Below are 20,796 nucleotides of genomic sequence, written 5' to 3' on the forward strand. Positions count from 1 at the left end.
GCCGGCGCTCAGTGTTTCGCGCCGTTCTCGCCCAGCTTCTCGACGAGGCCCTGTGCCTTGTCGACGGCCGTGTCGATGGTGTCGCTGTGCTTGCCGTCGGTTCGCTCGTCGATGAGGTCGCCGGCCTTCTCCAGGCCTTGGGCGATCTTGTCGCCGTGCTCTTCCGCGATGTCCTCGGCCTTGTCCTTCAGATTCTTCAGGGCGTCGAACATGTCCGGTTCCTCTCCGTCGGCCGGCTGCGGTGACCGCACCACGGTCCCATGCCCCAGGTGGCGGGACATGCGGCCCGGGACGGTGCTCGGAAGCACTGGGGGGTGGCGCCGGGAGCGCGTGAAACCGGCCCGGTGTCCCCTGCCCGGCCCAATCGGGGTGCGCCGGAGGGGCGAGGTGCTGTGACGGGTGTGACGGTGGTGGAAGGAGTCTGCCGGGGGACCGGTGACGAGGAGGCGGAATGTCGGATGGAGCCGGCGCGGGCGGCGCGGCGCCGGCCGCCGTGCTGGACGGCGGTGGCGCGTCGTACGACGGCTTCGAGCGGGTCCGTGCCGTGGCGGACGCGGTGCTCTACGAGGGATATCTGCTCTACCCGTACCGCCGGTCCTCGCCGAAGAACCGGGTCCGCTGGCAGTTCGGTGTGCTGCTGCCCCGCGACTGGGTGGAGCGGGACGGGCCGCTCACACCGGGGATCTCCGGCTCCGCGGACTCCTGGTACCAGCGCACCGAGTGCCTGGTGCGGGCGCGCGCGGACGCCGTCGTGCGGGTGCGGGTGCGGTATCTGCAGATGCAGGACAAGCAGGTCGAGGCGGCGGACCCGGAGGGCCGGCACCGCCCGGTCGAGTCGCTGCGGACGGCCGACGGCGCCGCGCATCTCTCGTTCGAGGAGGCGGTGCCGCGCGAGGCCGAGCTGGTGCTGCCGCTGGCGGAGCTGGTGCGCGGCGGCCGCGGCGCGCCGGTGGGCGCGGCCGCCGGTGTCGAGTCCGAGCCGCTGCCGAAGGCCGCGGGGCGGATCCTGCGCCGGCGCCACGAGGTGCGGGCCACGACGACGGTGGGGGCCGAACCGCTGGCTCCGGGCCTGTACCGGCTGCGGGTGCGCACCGAGCACACCGGCGACGCGGCGGACCCGCGGGCCCCGCGCGACGCGGCGCTGCGGCAGGCGCTGATCGCCACCCACACGCTCGTCGGCGGGGACGGGCTGGAGTTCGTGTCCCTGATCGATCCGCCCCAGGAACTCGCGGAGCACGCGCGGGGCTGCCGGAACGCGTTCACGTTTCCCGTGCTCGGCGGTGCGCGGCAGGACAGCGCCCCGCCTGCCGTCATGCTGTCCGCGCCGATCATCCTGCCCGACCAGCCGCAGGTGGCGCCGGAGAGTCCCGGCGATCTGCACGACGCGGCGGAGATCGACGAGATCCTCACGCTGCGCACGATGCTGCTGACCGACGAGGAGAAGGCGGAGGCGCGGGCCACCGATCCGCGGGCGGCGCAGATCGTCGACCGGGTCGACACGATGCCCCGGGAGGTCTTCGAGCGGCTGCACGGTGTGATCCGTTCCCTGACCCCGGTGCCCGCGCCGGGGGCCCCGGACGCGCAGCGGCCCGCCTGGTGGCAGGAGGGCGGCGACGAGGGGCTGTCCCCGAGCACCGACACGGTGCTCGTGGCGGGGGTGCCGGTCGGGGCCGGCAGCCCGGTGCGGCTGCGCCCGCGGCTGCGCGGCGCCGATGCCCAGGACATGTTCCTCGACGGGCGCGGCGCGCAGGTCGCGGCGGTCTTCCACGACGTCGACGGCAGCGTGCGGCTCGCCGTCACGGTCGACGACGATCCCGCCGCCGAACTGCACGGCTGGTACGGCCGTTTCCACTACTTCCGGCCCGACGAGGTCGAACCCCTCGCGCCCCAGGCCCCGCCGGCTGCCGCCGGCCAGGCCCACGACCGACTGCGACGGAGGCCGCAGACATGACCACACAGAGCGGTACCACCGAAGCCAAGGCGTCGAGCGGCTTCGACGAGATCACCATCCTCTGGATCTCGGAGGGCATGAGCTGCGACGGCGACACCGTGTCACTGACCGCCGCCGGGCAGCCGTCCATCGAGGACGTGGTCCTCGGTCTCATCCCGGGCCTGCCGAAGGTGAACCTCGTCAACAAGGTGCTGTCGCCCAGCCTGGGCGGCGAGGACTTCCTGGCGCCGTACCGGGCGGCGGCCCGCGGCGAGCTGGAGCCGTTCATCCTGGTGATCGAGGGTTCGGTCCCGAACCAGAACATCATCGAGGGCGACGGCTACTGGACGTCGTTCGGCAACGACCCCGAGACCGGCCGGCCGCAGACCCTGAACCACTGGATCGACCAGCTCGCGCCCAAGGCGTGGGCGGTGGTGGCGGCCGGGACCTGTGCGACGTTCGGCGGTATCCACGCCATGGCCGGCAACCCGACCGGGTGCATGGGTCTCGCGGACTATCTGGGCTGGGAGTTCAGGGCGCGCTCGGGACTGCCGGTGGTCAATGTGCCCGGCTGTCCGATCCAGCCGGAGAACTTCATGGAAACCCTGGTCTGGGTGCTGCAGCACGCGGCCGGTTCCGCTCCGCCGCCTCCGCTGGACCACATGCTGCGCCCGCAGTGGCTGTTCGGGAAGACCGTCCACGAAGGCTGCGACCGGGCCGCGTACTACGAGCAGGGCGACTTCTCCAAGGACTACAACTCCCCCAAGTGCCAGGTGAAGGTGGGCTGTTGGGGTCCCGTCGTCAACTGCAACGTGCCCAAGCGCGGCTGGATGGCCGGCATCGGCGGCTGCCCGAACGTCGGCGGCATCTGTATCGGCTGCACGATGCCCAGCTTCCCCGACGCCTTCATGCCGTTCATGGACGAGCCCCCGGGCGGCACGCTGTCGTCGATGGTGATCCGGCCCTACGGCGCGGTCATCCGCCGGCTGCGCGGTCTGACCAACGACATGGTGAACCACGAGCCCAGGTGGCGCCACAACAAGCGCAGACTCACCAGCGGTTACGACCCGCACTGGCGCGCCTGACGTCATGTCACCGCCCGTCCCCGATCCGCCCGACCCGAACAGCGAGGGGCAGTACCGCAGATGACGACCACCGCCCGGTCCACCAAACGCAAGCCCGCCCAGATCGTCGACATGTCATGGGATCCGATCACCCGGATCATCGGCAACCTGGGCATCTACACGAAGATCGACTTCGCCAACCGGGAGGTCGTGGAGTGCCACAGCACCTCGTCGCTGTTCCGCGGCTATTCGGTGTTCATGAAGGGCAAGGACCCGCGCGACGCGGGCTTCATCACCTCGCGCATCTGCGGTATCTGCGGCGACAACCACACCACCTGCTCCAACTACGCCCAGCAGATGGCCTACGGCGTGAAGCCGCCGAAGCTGGCCGAGCACATCACCAACCTGGGCGAGGCGGCGGAGTACATCTTCGACCACACGATCTTCCAGGACAACCTGGTCTTCGTGGACTTCTGCGAGGCGATGGTCAAGGCCACCAACCCCGGGCTCCTGGCCCGCGCCGAGCGCACGGACGCCCCGCGCGGGGATGTGCACGGCTACCGCACCATCGCCGAGATCATGAAGGCCTTCAACCCCTTCGAGGGTGAGGTCTACAAGGAGGCGCTGAAGGTCAGCCGGATCACCCGGGAGATGTTCTGCCTGATGGAGGGACGCCATGTGCACCCCTCCACGCTGTACCCGGGCGGCGTCGGCACGATGCCGCAGCCGAACACCTTCACCGACTACCTCAGCCGCCTGATGCGCGTCATCGACTTCATCAAGAAGGCGGTGGCGATGAACGACGACGTCTTCGACTTCTTCTACGAGGCGCTGCCCGGCTACGAGGAGGTCGGCAAGCGCCGCATCCTGCTGGGCTGCTGGGGCGCCTTCCAGAACCCGGACGTCGTCGACTACCGCTACGCCACGATGAACGAGTGGGGCCGGGCGATGTATGTCACCCCGGGCGTCGTCGTCGACGGCAAGCTGGTCACCAACAACCTGATCGACATCAACCTCGGGCTGCGCGTCATGCTGGGCAGCTCGTTCTACGAGGACTGGGTGAACGAGGACCCCTTCGTCACCCACGACCCGCTCGGCAACCCCGTCGACATGCGCCACCCGTGGAACCAGACCACGGTCCCGGTGCCGCAGAAACGTGACTTCGACGGCAACTACAGCTGGGTGATGAGCCCGCGCTGGTACCACCCGGACACCGACGAGCACCTCGCCCTGGACACCGGGGGCGGGCCGCTCGCCCGGCTGTGGTCGACCGCGCTCAGCGGCTTGGTCGACACCCCCTACGTCAAGGCCACCGGCGGCACCGTGCGCATCACCCTGCCCAAGGGCGAGAAGCTGCCGGAGACGACCCTGGAGTGGAAGATCCCGAAGTGGAGCAACACCCTCGAACGGGACCGCGCCCGGCCGTACTTCATCGCCTACGCCGCCGCCATGGCCCTGCAGTTCCTGGAGGAGGCCATGGGGATGCTGCGCAGCGGCGACACCAAGGTCTACGAGAACTTCGAGGTGCCGGACGAGTCGATCGGCTGCGGCTTCCACGAGGCGGTCCGCGGTGTCCTCTCCCACCACCTGGTGATCCGGGACAAGAAGATCGCCAACTACCACCCGTACCCGCCCACCCCGTGGAACGCCAGCCCCCGCGACATCTACGGCACCCCGGGCCCGTACGAGGACGCCGTCCAGGGCCAGCCGATCTTCGAGGAGAACGGTCCGGACGACTTCAAGGGTGTCGACATCATGCGTACCGTGCGCAGCTTCGACCCGTGTCTGCCCTGTGGTGTGCACATGTACGTCGGCAAGGGCAAGACGCTGTCCACGGTGCACTCGCCCACGTACGGGGCGAACCATGGCTGACGCCGTCCGGCTGTCCGACCCGGCGGTCGAGGCGCGGCTCGCCCGGCTCGACGAGGTGCTGGCGGAGCTGGAGTCGGCGGCGGCCCCGGCGCTGGAGGCGGTGTCCCTGCTGACCGAGGTCTACGGCGAGGCGCTGGCCCGGGTGCTGGACGGCGCCGACGCGCCGCTGCGGGAACGGCTCGCTGAGGACGAGCTGCTCGGGCATCTGCTGGTGCTGCACGCGATCCATCCCGAGCCGGCCGAGCGCCGGGCCGCCCGTGCGGTGGAACGGCTGCGGCCGGCGGTGCGCAAGCTCGGCGGCGACCTGGCGTGGGCCGGGGTGGAGGGGCGGGTCGCCCGGGTCCGGCTGAGCACGGGCGGGAAGTGCGGGTCCGGCTGCGGCGGCGGGTCCGGCGACGCCATGGCGGCCGTCCGGGCCGCGGTGCTGGCCGTGGCACCGGAGCTGACGGCGGTGGAGCAGCTGACGGAGCCGGCCGGGCGCCGTGCGGCACCGGCGTTCGTGCCGCTGACCACGCTCACCCACCGGGCCCCGGCGCGGCCGCAAGGGGCGCGATGACCATGGACGGGGCACTGGCCCGGGTCATCCGTTCCGCGGCGGACCGCGCGGCGGCGGCCGGGACCGAGCGCTGCGAGCTGTGCGCCGCCGTCCTGGCGGACGGACACCCCCATCTCTACGACACCGATGCCGCCGAGCCGCGGTGTGTGTGCCGGGCGTGCTCGGTGCTGTTCGCCGGGGCGGAGGCGGGCCGCTACCGGCTCGTGCCGCGGCGCCGGCTGCGGCTGCCGCCGGTGGACACCTCGGTGCTGGGCGTGCCGGTGGGGCTGGTGTTCTTCGTGCCGCACCCGGACGGCACGGTCACCGCGCAGGGCCCGAGCCCTGCGGGCGCCATGCGCTGGGAGGTGGACGCGGCGGCCTGGCAGCGGCTGGCCGGCTCGGTCGCGCAGCTGAAGTCCATGGCGCCCGATGTGGAGGCGCTTCTCGTGAACACGGTGCGTGGCCTCGACGAACACTGGATCGTGCCGGTCGACGACTGCTACCGCATGATCGCCCTGGTCCGCCGCGAGTGGCGGGGCCTGTCCGGTGGCGGCGAGGTCTGGTCGGCCGTAGAACAGTTCTTCAGAGAGCTGATCGAACGGTCGTGAGACCCGGAAGGGAGAACCGGCATGGGCAGCATCCGAGTGGGCCGCCCCCAGGCGAAGCCCGACACGCCGTCCCACGTGCGGGGACTGCACCAGGGCAACCAGGGCCCGTACAAGCATCAGCCCGGACACCACGTGGACGGCACGTCCGACGCGCGCCGCTCCACCGGTATCCACTCCAGACGGCATGACGCCCTGACGCAGGACATGCCGAACATCTCACCGGGATGACAGAGCAGAAAGTGACCGTCATGAACATGGGCAGGAGAAGCAGGACCGCGCGAGCGGGGATGTCGGGACGGCAGCTGCTCATGGCGCAGGCCGTGGTGATCGGCAGCCTCTGCGCCGCTCTGCTCGTCAAGGAGCTCCCGGGCATCATGCGGGAGGTGCGTATCTACCGGATGACCGGTGGGCTCGGCGCCAACCGCCGCTACCCGTGAGCCGCTGGTGCACGAGCTGTCGATCGCGACCGCGATCCTGGAACAGGCCGAGGAGATCGCCCGCGCGGACGGGACGGACCGGGTGACAGCGGTGACCGTCCGGGTCGGCGAGCTGGCCGGTGTCGTGCCGGACGCGCTGCACTTCGCCTTCGAGGTGGCCCGCGACGGCACGGCGCTCGCCGGGGCCGCGCTGGTCGTGGAGCAGGTGACCGCACTGGCCTGGTGCGACGGGTGTGCCGAGGAGTTCGCCGTCGGCATGCCACCGTTCTTCTGGTGCCCGTCCTGTGACCGGCCCTCGCAGTGTCTGCGCAGCGGCCGGGAGCTGGAGATCTCGGGCGTGAAGGGGTGAACCGGCCCGGCCCCGACCTGAGGGCGGGGCCGGGCTGTCGCTCAGCAGATGCGGGGCAGTTGCTCACCGAGCGGCAGATCCACCACCCGGGTGCCGCCGAGACCGGTGGCCACGACCACCATGCCGGGGTGGTCCTCGACGCACTCCCCGATGATCACCGCGCCCTCGCCCCGCGGATGGGCGCGCATCGCCGCGAGCACGGCCTCGGCGTGCGGCGGGGGTACAAAGGCGACGAGCCTGCCCTCGTTGGCGACGTACAGCGGGTCCAGGCCGAGGAAGCCGCAGGCGTTCGCGACCTCGTCGGGGACCGGGATGGCCCGCTCGCGCAGCCGGACCCCGGTGCCGGAGGCGCGGGCGATCTCGTTCAGGGACGCGCCGAGCCCGCCCCGGGTGGGGTCCCGCAGCACATGGATGTCGTTCGTGACCGCCAGCATGGCCGCCACGAGGTCCGCCAGCGGCGCGGTGTCCGAGACGATCTCGACGCCGAACTCCAGGCCCTCGCGGACGCTCATGACGGCCACGCCGTGCAGCCCGATGGGGCCGCTGACGATGACGGCGTCGCCGGGCCGGGCCCGCTGCGGGCGGATGTCGACTCCGTCCGGTACGAGGCCGACGCCGGCGGTGGTGACGTAGACACCGTCGCCGTGCCCGGACTCCACCACCTTGGTGTCGCCGGTGGCGATGACGACACCCGCGGCTTCGGCGGCCGCGCCGACGGCGCGGGCGACCCGGCCGACGACGTCCAGCGCCACGCCCTCTTCCAGGACGAAGGCGATGGACAGATATGCGGGGCGGGCGCCGCTCATCGCCAGGTCGTTCACCGTGCCGTTGACGGCGAGGTCGCCGACGCTGCCGCCGGGGAAGAACAGCGGGCGCACGACGTAGGAGTCGGTGGAGAAGGCCAGCCGGGCGCCGCCGAGGCCGAGGACCGCCGAGTCGGTGAGGGCGGCCAGGGTGGGGTTGCCGTAGGCGGGGGCGAAGATCTGCTCGATCAGTTCCGCGGACAGGGCACCGCCGCCGCCGTGGCCCATCACGACGACCGGCTGGTCGCGCAGGGGGGCGGGGCAGGTCCAGTTCGCGGGGTCGACGGCCGCTTCGGCAGCGAGGTCAGCCAACGCTGTTCAGCTCCTCTTGGGGAATGCGGGACCCCTTCGGGGCCGGGCCGTCGGTCATCCGCCGGTACAGGTGGTAGGCCGCGCAGGCGCCCTCGCTGGAGACCATGGTGGCGCCGAGCGGGGTGCGCGGGGTGCAGGCCGTGCCGAAGGCCTCGCACTCGGTGGGCTTGATCAGGCCCTGGAGCACCTCGCCGGCCCGGCACACGGCGGGTTCCTCGGTGCGGATCCCGGTGACGTCGAAGCGGATCTCCGCGTCATGGGCGCGGTAGGCCTCGGACAGCCGCCAGCCGCTGGCGGGGATGCGGCCGATGCCGCGCCAGTTGCGGTCGGTGACCTCGAAGACGTCCTCCAGCATGCGCAGCGCCGCCGGGTTGCCCCGCTCGCGCACGGCGCGCGGGTAGGCGTTCTCCACCCGGTACTCGCCGCGCTCCAGCTGGTGGACGGCGCGGCGGATGCCCTCCAGGATGTCCAGCGGCTCGAAGCCGGTCACGACGACCGGCACCCGGTGTCGCTCGGCCAGCTCCGGGTACTCGGTGGTGCCCATCACGCTGCACACGTGCCCGGCGGCGAGGAAGCCCTGAACCCGGCATTCCGGCGCGGTCATGATGGCCTCCATCGCGGGTGGCACCCGGACGTGGGAGACCAGCAGGCTGAAGTTGTCGACGCCGAGCCGGCGGGCCTGGTGGACGGCCATGGCGTTGGCGGGGGCGGTCGTCTCGAAGCCGATGGCGAAGAACACGACCTGCCGGTCCGGGTGCTTGCGGGCGAGTTCGAGCGCGTCCAGCGGCGAGTACACCACGCGTACGTCACCGCCCTCGCCCTTGACCCGGAACAGGTCCCGGTCGGTGCCGGGCACCCGCAGCATGTCCCCGAAGGAGCAGAAGATCACCTCGGGGCGGGCGGCGATCTCCAGGGCCTTGTCGATGACGTCGAGCGGTGTGACACACACCGGGCAGCCGGGACCGTGGATCAACTCGACCTGCTCCGGCAGGAGTTGGTCGATGCCGTGGCGGATGATGGAGTGGGTCTGGCCGCCGCACACCTCCATCAGTGCCCAGGGGCGGGTGACCGTGGCGTGGATCTCGTCCAGCAGCCGGCGGGCCAGGGCGGGGTCGTTGAACTCGTCGATGTACTTCACCGGGCCTCACTCCCGCTCTCCTGCCGGGCCGCCTGTTCCCAGGCGTCCCCGAACTCCTCGTCCAGCAGCCCCAGTTGCTCGAACAGCTCCAGGGAGGCCCGTGCCGACTCCTCGTCCAGGCGCTGGAGGGCGAAGCCGACGTGGACGATGACGTACTCCCCCACCCGGACGTCGGGCAGATACTCCAGGCACGCCTGTTTGCGCACCCCGCCGAAGTCGATCAGCCCGGTCCTGGGGTCGGCACGATGGTCGATGGACACGACCTTGCCGGGCACGGCCAGACACATGGGTCACTCCGTCTCGTGGTTGTTTGCGGTTCCCGCGACCATGAGCTGACCGAGCGCCAGCCCTCCGTCGTTCGGGGGGACTTCACGGTGCCGCAGGACGGCGAAACCGGCCCCGGTGAGCAGCGTCGCGCTCTCCTCCTCCAGCAGCGCGTTGGCGAAGACACCTCCGGTGAGGGCGACGGTGTTCAGGCCGGTCGCCGCGCGGGCGCGCCGGCAGATCTCGGCGACCGCGCGGGCGACGCCCCGGTGGAAGCGTGCCGCGAGGACGGGTGCGGGGGTGCCGCGCCGGCGATCGGCGAGCAGGGCCCTCAGCATCGCGGCGGGGTCGCAGGTGAGGACGTGCGCACCGGTGAGGTCGAAGGGGTACGCCTCGGTGTCGGCGTCCTGGGCCCGAAGTGCCGCCGCCTCCAGTTCCATCGCGGCCTGTGCCTCGTACCCGGCGCGGTGGCACACCCCGGCCAGCGAGGACACGGCGTCGAAGAGGCGCCCCATGCTGGAGGTCGCCACGCAGGCCACCTGCCGGGTCAACTGCCTGCACAGCACGGTGCGTTCGGATTCGGTGCAGGCCAGGACACTCGGCAGGTCCGGCTCCCACGGCAGCCCGGCCGCCCACAGCCGGGCGAGCGCCAGCCGGCAGGGGTTGGCCACGCCGGCGTCGCCGCCGGGCAGCGGGGCGGGGGTGAGGTGGGCGAAGCGCCGGTAGCCGCGGTAGTCGGCGAGCAGGACCTCGCCGCCCCACACGGTGGCGTCGTCGCCGTATCCGGTGCCGTCGAAGGCGACGCCGATCACCGGGGTGGTGCCGTCCAGGCCCTGCTCGGCCATCGCGGAGGCGATGTGGGCGTGGTGGTGCTGCACCGACGTCGGCGCCCGGCGGCCGAGCTGGGCCGCTCGGCGGCGGGCCCAGGCCGTCGAGTGGTAGCCCGGGTGCCGGTCGGCGGCCACCTGCCGGGGGCTGACGCCGGTCAGCCGGGTGAGGTGCCGTTCGGCCCGTGCCGCGGCCTCCAGGGTCGCCAGGTCGCCCATGTCGCCGATGTGCGGCCCGAACCAGGCGTTGAAGCCCTCGCCCAGACACAGGGCGTTCTTCAGGTCGCCGCCGACCGCGAGCACGGGCGGCACGGGGACCGGCAGCCTGAGCGGGCGCGGCACATAGCCGCGGGAGCGCCGGAGGACCTGTTCGGTGCCGTCCGCACGGACCCGCAGCAGGGAGTCGTCGCACGGCGCGGCGATGGGCCGGTCGTGGGCGAGCCAGGCGTCGGCCAGCCCGGCGAGCCGGGCCAGGGCCTCGGCGTCGTCGGTGACGATGGGTTCGCCGGAGCGGTTGCCGCTCGTCATGACCAGCGCCCGGGGGCCGGGCGGATCGCCGGGCAGCCCGAACAGCAGGGTGTGGACGGGGGTGTAGGGCAGCATCACGCCCACGTAGGGGCTGCCCGGGCAGACCTGGTCGGCGAGTCGGAGGCCGTCGCGCCCGGTGCGGCGGCGCAGCAGCACGATGGGGCGGCGGGCGCTGGTCAGGGCGGCCCGTTCGGCGGCGGACAGGACCGCGAGGCGCTCGGCGGTGGCGGGATCCGGGCACATCACCGCGAAGGCCTTGCCGCCCCGTTCCTTGCGGCCGCGCAGGGTGGCCACGGCCCGCTCGTCGGTGGCGTCGCAGGCCAGGTGGTAGCCGCCGACCCCCTTGACGGCGAGGATCCGGCCGGCGGCCAGCAGCGCGCGGGCCGTGGCGAGGGCGTTCGCGTCCCGTGCCGGGCGCAGGCCGCCCAGGGCCGGGGTCAAGGTGAGCCGGGGCCCGCAGTCGGGGCAGGCGACCGGCTGGGCGTGGAAGCGCCGGTCGGCGGGGGCGCCGTACTCGCCGGAGCAGGCCGGGCACATCGGGAAGCCGGCCATGGTGGTGGCCGCGCGGTCGTACGGCATCGCGGTGGCGATGGTGAAGCGCGGCCCGCAGTGGGTGCAGGTGACGAACGGGTGCCGGTGCCGGCGGTCGGCGGGATCGGCGAGTTCGCGCAGGCAGTCGGCGCAGGTCGCGGTGTCCGGCGGCAGCTGGGTGCGGCCCTGGGCCCGCTCCGTGGAGCGGATCACGAAGGGGCCGTCGTCGCCGGTGGCGGGCACGTCCTCGCCGGCGATGCCGCTCACGGTGGCCAGCGGCGGGGGGTGTTCGGTCAGTGCGGCGCAGAACCGGTCGATCCCGTGCGCCGGGCCCTCGACCTCGACGATCACGCCGTCGCCGGTGTTGCCGACGAACCCGGCGAGGCCCAGGCCCGCGGCGAGGCGGTGCACATAGGGCCGGAAGCCGACGCCCTGCACGGTTCCCCGCACGGTGAGCCGGCGGCGTACGAGGCCGGTGGCCGGGGCGGTCATAGTGCGGGAGCGCCGGCGGTGTGGTGGTGGCCGTGCGGCCGCGGTGCGAGCGGCGGCTGGTGGAGGCCGCCGTCCCGGGCGGCGAGGGCGCGGTCGAGGAGGGTGCCGACGCCGGTGCCGGTGCGGGCGCTGGACCGTACGATCTCCACGCCCGGGTTGACCCGGTGCACGTTCGTCCGGAAGGCACTCTCGTCGAAGCCGGCCGGCTCGGCGAGGTCCGTCTTGGTGATCACGACGAGATGGGCGGAGCCGAACGCGGTCGGGTACTTCAGGGGTTTGTCCTCACCCTCGGTGACCGCCATGAGCACGACCCGCAGCGTCTCGCCGAGATCGTAGGCGGCCGGGCAGACGAGGTTGCCGACGTTCTCCACGAAGAGCACGGCGGTGTCCGCCGGCAGCCAGCCGGTCAGCCGGGTGCGGACCTGTCGGGCCTCCAGGTGGCACAGTCCGTCGGTGAGCACCTGCTGGACGGGGGCGCCGGAACGGGCCAGTCGTACGGCGTCGTTCTCGGTGGCCAGGTCGGCCGTCAGCGCGGCGACGGGGACGCCGCGCTCCACCGCGCGGGCCAGGACCCGGCCGAGGAGTTCGGTCTTTCCGCTGCCGGGGCTGGACAGCAGGTTGACGACGGTCACGCCCTGCCGGGCGAGGTCGCCGCGCAGATCCGCGGCCAGGTCGTCGTTCTTGGCCAGAACGGCCTGCTTGACGTCGGACCGGCACATGGGCGCTGCTCCTCGGATGCGACGGTTGAGGCCCGGGGCGCGTCCGTGCGTCCGGGCCTCACCGATCTTCCGCTCAGCCGCCCGCCGTGCCGGGCAGCGCAGCCGGGTGCGGGGGGCCGGATTCCATCGGGTGGCCCAACGGGGGTGCGGGCGCGGCGGGGTCGGTGAGCAGGGCCGCTACGAGGGTGTGCAGGGCCTCCACGGCCGGGCCGACGGCCTCCCGCACCGGTGTGCTGAGCCCGGGGAGCAGGTCGGCGTCGCCGGCCGGCAGCACCTCGGGCTCGCAGGCCAGGACGAGCACGCGGGGCAGCGGCTCGTCGCCGAGGAGGGTGGCCAGGGCCAGCACCTTGGCCGGGTCCATGCCATGGGCCTCGGGCAGGACGCTGCCGTCCGGCGGTTCGGCCTCGATCAGGCAGAGGGTGCCGGGGTGATGGCCACGGCGGGCGGTGTCCACCAGGACGGCGGTGTCGTATCCGTCGAGCAGGTCATAGGCGAGGTCCATGCCGCGGATGCCGTAGTCGCGCACGCGCACCACGGGCGGCAGCGGGCGCTGTTCGAGGGCGCGGACCACCTCGGGTCCGAAGGCGTCGTCGGCGAGGAAGATGTTACCGATACCCGCGACCAGCAGCCGCGGCGTCAACGGGGCTCTCCCGCCGGTGCGGTCAGGGGCCGGGGCGAGCCGGAGGGGGTCTTGCGCACGAACGCCGAGCGCAGCGCGTGGTAGGAGGACTGCGGGTCGAAGAAGAGGGCGTGCATGCGTGCCAGTTCGGCCTCGCGGTAGGCGGCGAGGGGGCGTTCGCGTTCGTCCGCGGCGCGGGCGGCGGCCTTGCCGGCGATCCGCCGGTCGAGTCCGGGGGCGGCGGCGAGGCCGGCCGCGAGGCGCTGGACCTCGGCGGGGAAGTCGCCGGGGGCGGCCGGTACGAGCCGGTCCACCAGGCCCAGCCGGCCGGCGGACGCGGCGCTGACCGGCAGGGCCTCGGTGGTCAGCCGGCGGGCCTCGTCCGCTCCGGCGCGGCGGGGCAGGGTATAGGTCCAGAACTCCGAGCCGTACAGGCCCATCCGCCGGTAGTGCGGATTGAGGACGGTGCCGGTGCGGCTCCACACTTCGTCGGCGGCGAGGGCGAGCATGACGCCGCCGGCCGCCGCGTTGCCGGCGAGCGCGGCCACGACCAGCCGGTCGGTGGTGTGCAGGACCTCCTCGACCAGGTCGTCCATGGCGAGGAGGTTGGTCCAGGACTCCTCGGCCGGGTCGGGGGCCGCCTCGATGACGTTCAGATGGATGCCGTTGGAGAAGAAGTCACGGCCTCCGCCGAGCACGAGGACGCGGGTGGGGTGCGAGAGGGCGTACCGGTAGGCGGCGAGCAGGCGTCGGCACTGATCGGTGCTCATCGCGCCGCCGGGGAAGGAGAAGCCGAGGTGGCCGACGTCCCCGCGCTGCCGGTAGCGGATGTCGGTCCAGGTGCGCCGGTCGGCGGGCAGGTTCAGCGGGACGGGCGCCTCGGGGAGTTCGAGGGAGGGCTCCCAGGCGGCGAGCACGGAGGCGGCCGGGCGGCGGAAGGGGGCGGGATCGCCGGAGTTCTTGCGGGGGCGCAGTTCCGGGATCCAGACGGCACCGTCGCGAGTGGCCCGGCAGATGCCGCCGGCGCGCTGGGCGAGGAGTGCGCCGGGGCGGCCGCGGAGCCGGTCCTCGGGGTGCCCGCCGTGCAGGAACACCTCCCGGCCGAGGAGTTCGTCGCGGACGCCCGGCTGTGAGTCGGCGCCGCGGAGTTTGCACAGAACCGTTTCGGTGTCGTCCCGCTCCCAGTCGATGCGCCGGCGCACCTGCCGGAAGGCGTCCCGCCAGACCACGCTGATCGACTCGTCGGTCTGCGGCCGGGGCTTGTAGGAGCCTTCGGCGTAGCGCCGTACGGCGGTGCGGACGGCGGTGACGGCGGCGTCGGAGACCTCGCCCCGGTACAGGTCGCTCTTGCCGACCGGCGCCACGGGGAACGGCTCCGCCGCCCAGATCGCGCCCGCGTCCATCGCGGCCTCCGCCTGCAGGACGGTCACGCCCCACCGCGGGGCACGCTCGGCGACGGCCCAGTCCAGCGAGGACGGGCCGCGGTCGCCGGGCGGCCCCGGATGCACGATCAGGCAGGTGTGTTCGCGCCACACGTCCTCGGGCAGGGCCGTCCTGAGCATCGGCGCGATGACCAGTTCCGGCCGCAACTCGTGTACGGCGGTCCGGATGTGTTCCTCACCCTGCGAGGCGAGTACGACGTCCACGCGGTGCCCGAGGTCGCAGAGTTCGGCGTACACGCGCTGGGTGAGGCTGTTGAACGCACTGGCGACGAGCAAAATGTTCATGACATGGCATCGTCGCCGCTGGCCGGGGTGGCGTGAAGCACCGCCGCGCTGTTTCAGCCGCGTGGCGGTGCTTCGGCGCGCCGGGTCTCCCGCTGTGCTACGTCGACCGCGCCAGGGGCGCGGCGCGGTGGGCCCGCCCCAGCAGGTATCCGCGGGAAAACGCCGCCATCGGGGGGATGTCGCGCACGGACGCGCTCCGCGCGCCCCGTCCCCGGCGTGTGCTTACGGTTCTTCCAAGTGACCGACCGTCAGCAAAGGTGGCGGAGAGGAGCCGGAAGCGGTGGTGGGCGATGGGCGTCGGCGGGCGGCCGGGCCGAGCGGCGGACGCCGCCGGGGGCGGTTGCCGGGCAGCCGGCCGGCGCGCTCCGTGCGGCACACGGCCGCCCCGCGCCCGAAGCCGGTGGCGGTGTCGGTGGGTGAGCCGACGGTGCCCTGGCTGCGTGTCGGGGCGGCCTACGCCTGGCGGCTCATCCTCATCGGGATCGTCGTCTACGGCGTCTTCAGCGTCCTCGGCAGCTTCCAGCTCATCGCCGTGGCGCTCTTCCTGGCGCTGGTCGTCACCTCCGTACTGCGCCCGCTGACGGACCGGCTCGACCGCGTCCTGCCCAGGCCGCTGGCCGTCGCCGTGGCGCTCGTCGGCAGTGTGCTGCTCCTGCTCGCCCTGCTCGCCCTGGTGGGCAACGCGGTGGCCGGTGAGTCGACCCGGCTGGCGGGTGAGTTCAGCGGCGGGGTGCACCGCATCGAGGAGTGGTTGCGCCGGCCCCCGTTCCGACTGGGCCCGAGCCGGCTCTCCGAACTGGAGAACCAGGCGACGCACTACCTCTCCACGCACCGCTCCAGCCTGCTCAGCCGGGCCGTGAGCGGACTGGGCCGGGTGGTCGAGGTGGTCACCGGGACCGCGCTCGCGCTGTTCTCCTCGGTGTTCTTCATCCATTCCGGCGAGCGCCTGTGGGGCTGGATCCGGGACAATCTGCTGCCGAGCGGCGCCCGTCCGGCGTGGGACCGTGCGGGGCGGGCGGCCTGGCGGGCCTTCGCCGGGTACACGCGCGGCATCATCATCGTGGCCGCCACCAATGCCGTACTCGTCGGCATCGCCCTGCTCGTGCTGCGGGTGCCGCTCGCGCTGCCGCTGACGCTGCTGGAGTTCTTCGCCGCGTTCGTGCCGCTGGTGGGCTCGCCGGTGGCGCTCGGCGTCGCCACCATCGTGGCGCTGGCCGGCCGCGGACCGGTCACGGCGCTGGCCGTGCTGGCGCTGATCGTCGTGATCGGCCAGCTGGAGGGCCATGTGCTGCACCCGCTGGTGATGAGCTGGGCGGTGCGGCTGCATCCGCTTGTCGTCGCCGTGTCGGTGATCGCCGGCAGCATCATCGCGGGGGTGATCGGTGCCGTGGTGGCCGTCCCGCTGGTCTCGGTCGTCTGGGCGGTGCTGCGGGCCGTGCGCGCGGTGCCGCCGTGACCTCAACCGCCTTGCCCCACAAGGGATTTATCCAAGATCCGAACACGGGATCAGTTGTTCCCTGGAACAGGTGATCGTCGCCCGGAAGAGCGACGGGGCGGAAGCGGCGGGACCATACTTGCGGTGTGCGAGCGACGGGCTGCAGACCGTGGTCGACGCACAGGTCCCACTCATACATCGCAAGGAGCAGCACGACCATGAACGTCCTCACCGACATCCTCGCCGGACTCGCCCACTTCATCGGGTGGCTGGTCTGACGCCGCGGGGCGTGTGAAGAAGGGCGGCGCCGTCTCCTCGTCCCAAGGAGGCGGCGCCGCCGTCGTCGTACGACTCAGCGCAACGCCGCCGCCACGAGCCCCCGCACCTCCCCCTCCCGCACGGCTCCGCCGTTCACCAGCCGGTCGAAGACCAGGCCGTCGACGCAGGTCAGCAGGGTGACCGTGCGCTCCTCGGCGTCGGCCACCCCCCGTCCGGCGAGGAAGTCGCACACCACCCGGCGCCCCAGGTTCTCGCGCGGCACCAGGATCTCGCGCAGCTCGGGGTGGCGCGCGCTCTCGACGGCACACGCGTAGCGCGCCAGTGAGCGCGTGCGACCGTCCCCGGTGAGCCGCGCTTCGGCCAACTCCACGATCCCCGCGACCAGTTGGCCGACGGACCGCGGCACGGGCACCCCGGCCGCGGCCTCCTGCAGCTCGGTCTGGTCGAGCGCCACCAGGCGCCGGACCAGCGCGGTGAGCAGGGCCTGGCGGGTGCGGTAGTAGGCAGAGGTGGTGCCGGGGGGCAGCTGTGCCGCCCGGTCCACCGCGCGATGCGTCAGCCCCCGCATCCCGGAGTCGGCGAGCACGGCGATGGCCGCGTCGGCCAGGAGAGTACGTCGATCTGTGGACACTCCCCCTTTCTACACCCCGCCTTCTACACCTGTAGAGCACCCGCGGTAGGGTCTTCTACAACTGTAGAAGACCGGCTGCGGCCGGGCGGACGAGGACCGAGGTCGAAGGGGGACCGGCATGGGCGGTACGGCGGTGGTGGTCGGGGGCGGCATCGGCGGTCTGGCGGCGGCGATCGGACTGCACCGGACCGGCTGGGACGTACAGGTGCTGGAGCGGGCCGGCACCCTCGCCGACGCGGGCGCCGGGATCTCGCTGCACGCGAACGGGCTGCGCGCCCTCGACGCCCTCGGTGTCGGCCCGGCCGTGCGCGCGGCGTCGCGCCCGCAGTACACCGGCGGCACCCGCACCCCCGAGGGCAGCTGGCTGAGCAGGATGGACGGCGCCGCCCTGGAACGCGCGCTGGGGACGCCGATCGTCGGCATCCGGCGCTCGGTCCTGCACGGACTGCTGCGCGCGGCCCTGCCGGCCGGGTGTCTGCGGACCGGTGTCACGGTGACCGGACTGGACCGCACGGCGCCCGACCGGGTCGGGGTGCCGGTCGGGGACGGCATGCTGGACGCGGATCTGGTCGTCGCGGCCGACGGGGTGGGCAGCCGGCTGCGCGGCCTGCTCTTCCCCGGCGGTGCCGGCCCGGTGTACGCCGGCTCGACGGTACTGCGGGCGATCACCGAACGCCCGGTGCGGTTGCGCTGCGACTTCGAGCTGACCTGGGGCGGCGGCGCGGAGTTCGGGCATATCGCCTTCAGCGACGGCCGGGCCGAATGGCACGCCGTGCTCACCGCGCCGGCCGGTGTGCGCCATGCCGACCCGCTCGGCATGCTGCACCGGCGTTTCGGCGGCTGGCACGACCCGATCCCCCACCTTCTCGACGCCACCCGGCCGCAGGCCGTGCTCCACCACGACATCCATGAACTGGCCACGCCCTTGCGGTCGTTCGTCGCCGGGCGGGTGGCGCTGCTCGGCGACGCGGCGCACGCGATGACCCCGAACCTCGGCCAGGGCGCCTGCCAGGCCCTGGAGGACGCGGCGACGCTGGCGGCCGCGCTCGCCCATGAGCCCTCGGTGGCTTCGGCACTGGCCCGCTACGACGCCGAGCGCCGCCCGCGGTCACAGGCGGTCGCCCGCGCCGCGCGGCAGGCGGGCCGGATGGGGCAGCGGCTCTCCCATCCGCTCGCCGTCGCCCTGCGCAACACAGGGCTGCGGCTCGCCCCGTCCCGGGTGACGATGCGGGCGATCCTGCGGCACGCCGACTGGACACCGCCCGCCCTGGGTTGACCGGCTCGCCTCCCCGACCCCTGACGCCCTCTTGCGACGGCCCGCGCCCGTACGGCGAACAGGGCGGGGACACGGGGCCCGTGGCCACGGTGAGGGTGCCGTCGGTCAGCCGCCGGCAGCACCCTCTCCCGGCGCCGCGCCGTGCCCGCTGTGCACCGGGGCCGAGGGCGGCGTCCGCTCCGGCGACCGGTACGTCGACCGGCCCGCCCGTCGCAGCGCCTCGATCACGCTCATGGTGTGACCGTCGCGGCTCGCGCCCACGGTCAGCCGGCGCCGCGCATCGCCTCGCCCTGTCCCCCGTTCCCGCGGATCAGGAGCCGCCCGCTCGCCCCGGCCGCCAGCAGCCCGGCCACCATGGCGACCAGCCCCACACCGGGTCCGGAGGACCAGTGGACGTGGGAGGCGCGGCCGGCCAGGACGACCGTCAGGGCGAGGGCCGTACCAGGCAGGGAGAGCAGCGCGGGGCGGGTGCGGTCGAGGTCGTCCTCGGCGAGCGAACCGAGGACACCCACACCGAGGGCCAGCGCCCAGACGCCGAGTGCCTGCGCATCCACGCGACCGGTGCGCCAGGGCACGAAGTCGGCCCAGAAGCCGGGTCGTACCAGCAGTCCGGTGCCGATGCCCAGCCAGGAGGAGCCGAGCACCGCGAGGGGCGGCTTGGCCCAGCCCGGCAGCGGCGCGGTGCGCGGGGCGGGCGGCCCGGACCGGGTGAGGGCCTGCGCCGCCAGGCAGATCGCCGCCGCCACGCACAGCAGGCCGAGGGTGAACAGCCAGCCGAGGCTGAACAGCACGGAGACGACCGGGCCGCCGCGGGCGAGGTACAGCCGGCCCGCGTTGAGCAGACTGACCGTGAGGAGACCGGCCAGGACCACGGCCACCGGCAGGACGAGGGTGCGCGCCTCCTGCCAGGTCCTCGCGCGGCCGAGGGCGAACAGCGCCGGCGCGGTGCCGAGCATCGCGGCGCCCAGCAGTCCGGGGCTGAGCGGATCCGGTGACGGCCACGCCCCGAGGACGTGACCGGTCAGGGCGACGGCCGTGAGGACGGCGCCGACGAGCAGGTTGACCACCGCGACCGCGACGGCCAGCAGCGCCACTCCGGGCGCGAGCGGGCGTCCGGGCGCCGGCGTGCCGAGGGGCTGGTTGGGCTGGGTCATGGCTGGGTTCCGTTTCCGTGGAGGCGGCCGCCGCCGTGCGGGTGCGCGGGGGCCGGCGCGAGGACGCGGTTACGGCACCGCGATAGTCGCCCGTGGCGTGGGCAGCGGGGCCGGCCGGGAGCGTCTGCGCACCTCGCGGGCGTACATCAGTCGCAGGCTCACCACGAGCGTGGCGCCGAAGGCGGTGATCCCACAGCCGATGGCGACGCCGGCGGTGAGCGCGGTGAACCGGCCGAGCCCCAGGCTGTGCTGGAACACGGCCACCGCGCCGGCCGAGAGCACGGGCGCCAGACAGAGACCCGTGAGGTGGATCCGCCACTCCTCACGCGCCCACAACCTCCCCGCCCGAGCGGCCCGCCGTGCGCCGGTCGCCATCACCGCGTACGCCACGGCGTAGGGCAGGAGATAGGCGGCCAGCAGGCGGTTCCCGGCGGTGCCGTACGCGGTGAGGGCGTGTGCGATCCAGACCAGGGCGGCCGCGGCGGCCAGGTGGGCGGCGGCGGTCACGGGCAGCGGGGCCCAGGAGCGGCCGAGGCCCTCGACGGTGTCGCGGGAGTCCCTGGCGCGGGAGGCGAGCAGGGCGCCGAACACGACGAGGGAACCCAGGTGCATGATCGCCACCCGGTTGATCTCCGTCATGGGCAGGCCGGGCAGCAGCGCCGGCAGGGCTCCCCACTCCAGCCGCAGCAGGGGTGCGGTCAGCAGGTATCCGTAGCACAGCAGCATCCAGCGCTGATGCAGGTCGGGGAAACCGCCGACGGCGGCGAGGATGCCGAAGGTGACGCTGAGGACGGTGCCGACGAGGATCGTGGCGAGGACGATCCAGAAGGCCGCCCCGCTGAAGGCGTCCCGTGGCGCGGTGCGGGCGAGATAGAGGCCGGCGCCCGCCATCGAGGCGTACACCGTGACGGCGAACAGCACGCCCAGCGCGCGGTGCGCACGGGTGCGGCGCCGCGCCGCCGTGAGCAGCTGCGCGGGCCCGAGCAGCATCAGCAGTCCGCCGAGCACGGAGTGCACGATCATCGGGATCAGGCTGTGCCGGTACGGGGCGACCCGGGTCGCGAGCGCGTCCGCGACGTACCGGGGCGAGACCGTGTGGGCCAGCACCCACGTTCCCGGCGACGGGGCCCCCGGCCGGGCGTAGGACCACAGTTCGGTCATCGCGATGGGCGCGTACCACAGGCACACGGCCGTGACGCTCACCGCGGCGGCGCGGCGCCAGGTGCTGCTCGTCCATGGACGCACGGCGTCCCCCTGTTCCTCACC

21 protein-coding genes are annotated in these 20,796 nt (G+C 73.4%); 10 read left to right on the forward strand and 11 right to left on the reverse strand.

Going from position 1 to position 20,796, the window contains the following annotated elements; translation table 11 throughout:
* Positions 1 to 8: 8 nt before the first annotated feature.
* Complete coding sequence (locus IE277_RS19915; RefSeq protein WP_189954259.1) at positions 9 to 212, reverse strand: antitoxin; 204 nt, start codon at positions 210 to 212, stop codon at positions 9 to 11.
* Between the two features lie 239 nt (positions 213 to 451).
* Here IE277_RS19915 and IE277_RS19920 point away from each other — a divergent pair, with 239 nt between their 5' ends.
* The 8 genes from IE277_RS19920 to hypA are packed head-to-tail and all read left to right on the forward strand — an operon-like array spanning position 452 to position 6,795.
* Positions 452 to 1,951, forward strand: a complete 1,500-nt coding sequence (locus IE277_RS19920; protein ID WP_229881814.1) for a hypothetical protein — start codon at positions 452 to 454, stop codon at positions 1,949 to 1,951.
* The gene (locus IE277_RS19925) at positions 1,948 to 3,015 is read left to right on the forward strand and encodes an NADH-quinone oxidoreductase subunit B family protein (RefSeq protein WP_189954262.1); all 1,068 of its coding nucleotides are present in this window, start codon (positions 1,948 to 1,950) and stop codon (positions 3,013 to 3,015) included. Before IE277_RS19920 ends, IE277_RS19925 begins: the two co-directional genes overlap by 4 nt.
* Positions 3,016 to 3,075: 60 nt before the next feature.
* Positions 3,076 to 4,866 (forward strand): nickel-dependent hydrogenase large subunit, encoded by a 1,791-nt coding sequence (locus IE277_RS19930; RefSeq protein ID WP_189954263.1) that lies wholly within the window; start codon positions 3,076 to 3,078, stop codon positions 4,864 to 4,866.
* Complete coding sequence (locus IE277_RS19935) at positions 4,859 to 5,422, forward strand: NifU-related iron-sulfur-binding protein (RefSeq protein WP_189954265.1); 564 nt, start codon at positions 4,859 to 4,861, stop codon at positions 5,420 to 5,422. Before IE277_RS19930 ends, IE277_RS19935 begins: the two co-directional genes overlap by 8 nt.
* Positions 5,419 to 6,009, forward strand: a complete 591-nt coding sequence (locus IE277_RS19940; protein WP_189954268.1) for a DUF5947 family protein — start codon at positions 5,419 to 5,421, stop codon at positions 6,007 to 6,009. Before IE277_RS19935 ends, IE277_RS19940 begins: the two co-directional genes overlap by 4 nt.
* A gap of 21 nt (positions 6,010 to 6,030) precedes the next feature.
* Positions 6,031 to 6,237, forward strand: a complete 207-nt coding sequence (locus IE277_RS19945; RefSeq protein WP_189954270.1) for a hypothetical protein — start codon at positions 6,031 to 6,033, stop codon at positions 6,235 to 6,237.
* Positions 6,234 to 6,446: a hypothetical protein gene (locus IE277_RS19950; RefSeq protein WP_189954500.1), complete on the forward strand. Its 213-nt coding sequence runs from the start codon at positions 6,234 to 6,236 to the stop codon at positions 6,444 to 6,446. The genes IE277_RS19945 and IE277_RS19950 overlap by 4 nt, the downstream gene beginning before the upstream one ends.
* Positions 6,447 to 6,453: 7 nt before the next feature.
* Complete coding sequence (gene hypA / locus IE277_RS19955; protein WP_189954271.1) at positions 6,454 to 6,795, forward strand: hydrogenase maturation nickel metallochaperone HypA; 342 nt, start codon at positions 6,454 to 6,456, stop codon at positions 6,793 to 6,795.
* A 41-nt stretch (positions 6,796 to 6,836) separates the two neighbouring features.
* Here hypA and hypE read toward each other — a convergent pair whose 3' ends face one another.
* The 6 genes from hypE to IE277_RS19985 form a co-directional block, all read right to left on the reverse strand.
* Entirely contained in the window at positions 6,837 to 7,910 is a 1,074-nt protein-coding gene (gene hypE / locus IE277_RS19960) for a hydrogenase expression/formation protein HypE (protein WP_229881820.1), read from the reverse strand.
* The gene (hypD, locus tag IE277_RS19965; protein WP_189954274.1) at positions 7,903 to 9,048 is read right to left on the reverse strand and encodes a hydrogenase formation protein HypD; all 1,146 of its coding nucleotides are present in this window, start codon (positions 9,046 to 9,048) and stop codon (positions 7,903 to 7,905) included. The genes hypE and hypD overlap by 8 nt, the downstream gene beginning before the upstream one ends.
* The gene (locus IE277_RS19970) at positions 9,045 to 9,335 is read right to left on the reverse strand and encodes a HypC/HybG/HupF family hydrogenase formation chaperone (RefSeq protein ID WP_189954276.1); all 291 of its coding nucleotides are present in this window, start codon (positions 9,333 to 9,335) and stop codon (positions 9,045 to 9,047) included. The genes hypD and IE277_RS19970 overlap by 4 nt, the downstream gene beginning before the upstream one ends.
* Positions 9,336 to 11,686: 2,351 nt before the next feature.
* Entirely contained in the window at positions 11,687 to 12,409 is a 723-nt protein-coding gene (gene hypB, locus IE277_RS19975; protein WP_189954278.1) for a hydrogenase nickel incorporation protein HypB, read from the reverse strand.
* Between the two features lie 73 nt (positions 12,410 to 12,482).
* Positions 12,483 to 13,049, reverse strand: a complete 567-nt coding sequence (locus IE277_RS19980; protein WP_189954281.1) for a hydrogenase maturation protease — start codon at positions 13,047 to 13,049, stop codon at positions 12,483 to 12,485.
* Positions 13,046 to 14,755, reverse strand: a complete 1,710-nt coding sequence (locus IE277_RS19985; protein WP_189954283.1) for a hydrogenase maturation protein — start codon at positions 14,753 to 14,755, stop codon at positions 13,046 to 13,048. Before IE277_RS19985 ends, IE277_RS19980 begins: the two co-directional genes overlap by 4 nt.
* Before the next feature lie 283 nt (positions 14,756 to 15,038).
* Here IE277_RS19985 and IE277_RS19990 point away from each other — a divergent pair, with 283 nt between their 5' ends.
* A complete protein-coding gene (locus tag IE277_RS19990; RefSeq protein ID WP_373310826.1) occupies positions 15,039 to 16,211 on the forward strand; it encodes an AI-2E family transporter in 1,173 nt (390 codons plus the stop codon).
* Positions 16,212 to 16,542: 331 nt separating this feature from the next.
* Here the strand turns inward: IE277_RS19990 and IE277_RS19995 are convergent, their stop codons facing one another.
* Entirely contained in the window at positions 16,543 to 17,100 is a 558-nt protein-coding gene (locus IE277_RS19995) for a TetR/AcrR family transcriptional regulator (protein ID WP_189954285.1), read from the reverse strand.
* 118 nt (positions 17,101 to 17,218) lie between these two features.
* Between IE277_RS19995 and IE277_RS20000 the strand changes: the two genes are divergently transcribed.
* The gene (locus IE277_RS20000; protein WP_189954286.1) at positions 17,219 to 18,376 is read left to right on the forward strand and encodes an FAD-dependent monooxygenase; all 1,158 of its coding nucleotides are present in this window, start codon (positions 17,219 to 17,221) and stop codon (positions 18,374 to 18,376) included.
* Positions 18,377 to 18,481: 105 nt separating this feature from the next.
* Here IE277_RS20000 and IE277_RS48835 read toward each other — a convergent pair whose 3' ends face one another.
* From IE277_RS48835 to IE277_RS20010, 3 genes are all read right to left on the reverse strand, one after another.
* Positions 18,482 to 18,610 carry a hypothetical protein gene (locus tag IE277_RS48835; protein WP_268252634.1) on the reverse strand — a complete coding sequence of 43 codons (129 nt, stop codon included), beginning with the start codon at positions 18,608 to 18,610 and terminating at the stop codon, positions 18,482 to 18,484.
* 29 nt (positions 18,611 to 18,639) lie between these two features.
* A complete protein-coding gene (locus IE277_RS20005; protein WP_189954287.1) occupies positions 18,640 to 19,530 on the reverse strand; it encodes a hypothetical protein in 891 nt (296 codons plus the stop codon).
* A 69-nt stretch (positions 19,531 to 19,599) separates the two neighbouring features.
* Positions 19,600 to 20,775, reverse strand: coding sequence for a DUF2306 domain-containing protein (locus tag IE277_RS20010; RefSeq protein ID WP_229881822.1), 1,176 nt, complete (start codon positions 20,773 to 20,775; stop codon positions 19,600 to 19,602).
* Positions 20,776 to 20,796 lie beyond the last annotated feature (21 nt).

The organism is Streptomyces alanosinicus (assembly GCF_014650595.1).
Lineage (GTDB): Bacteria > Actinomycetota > Actinomycetes > Streptomycetales > Streptomycetaceae > Streptomyces > Streptomyces alanosinicus.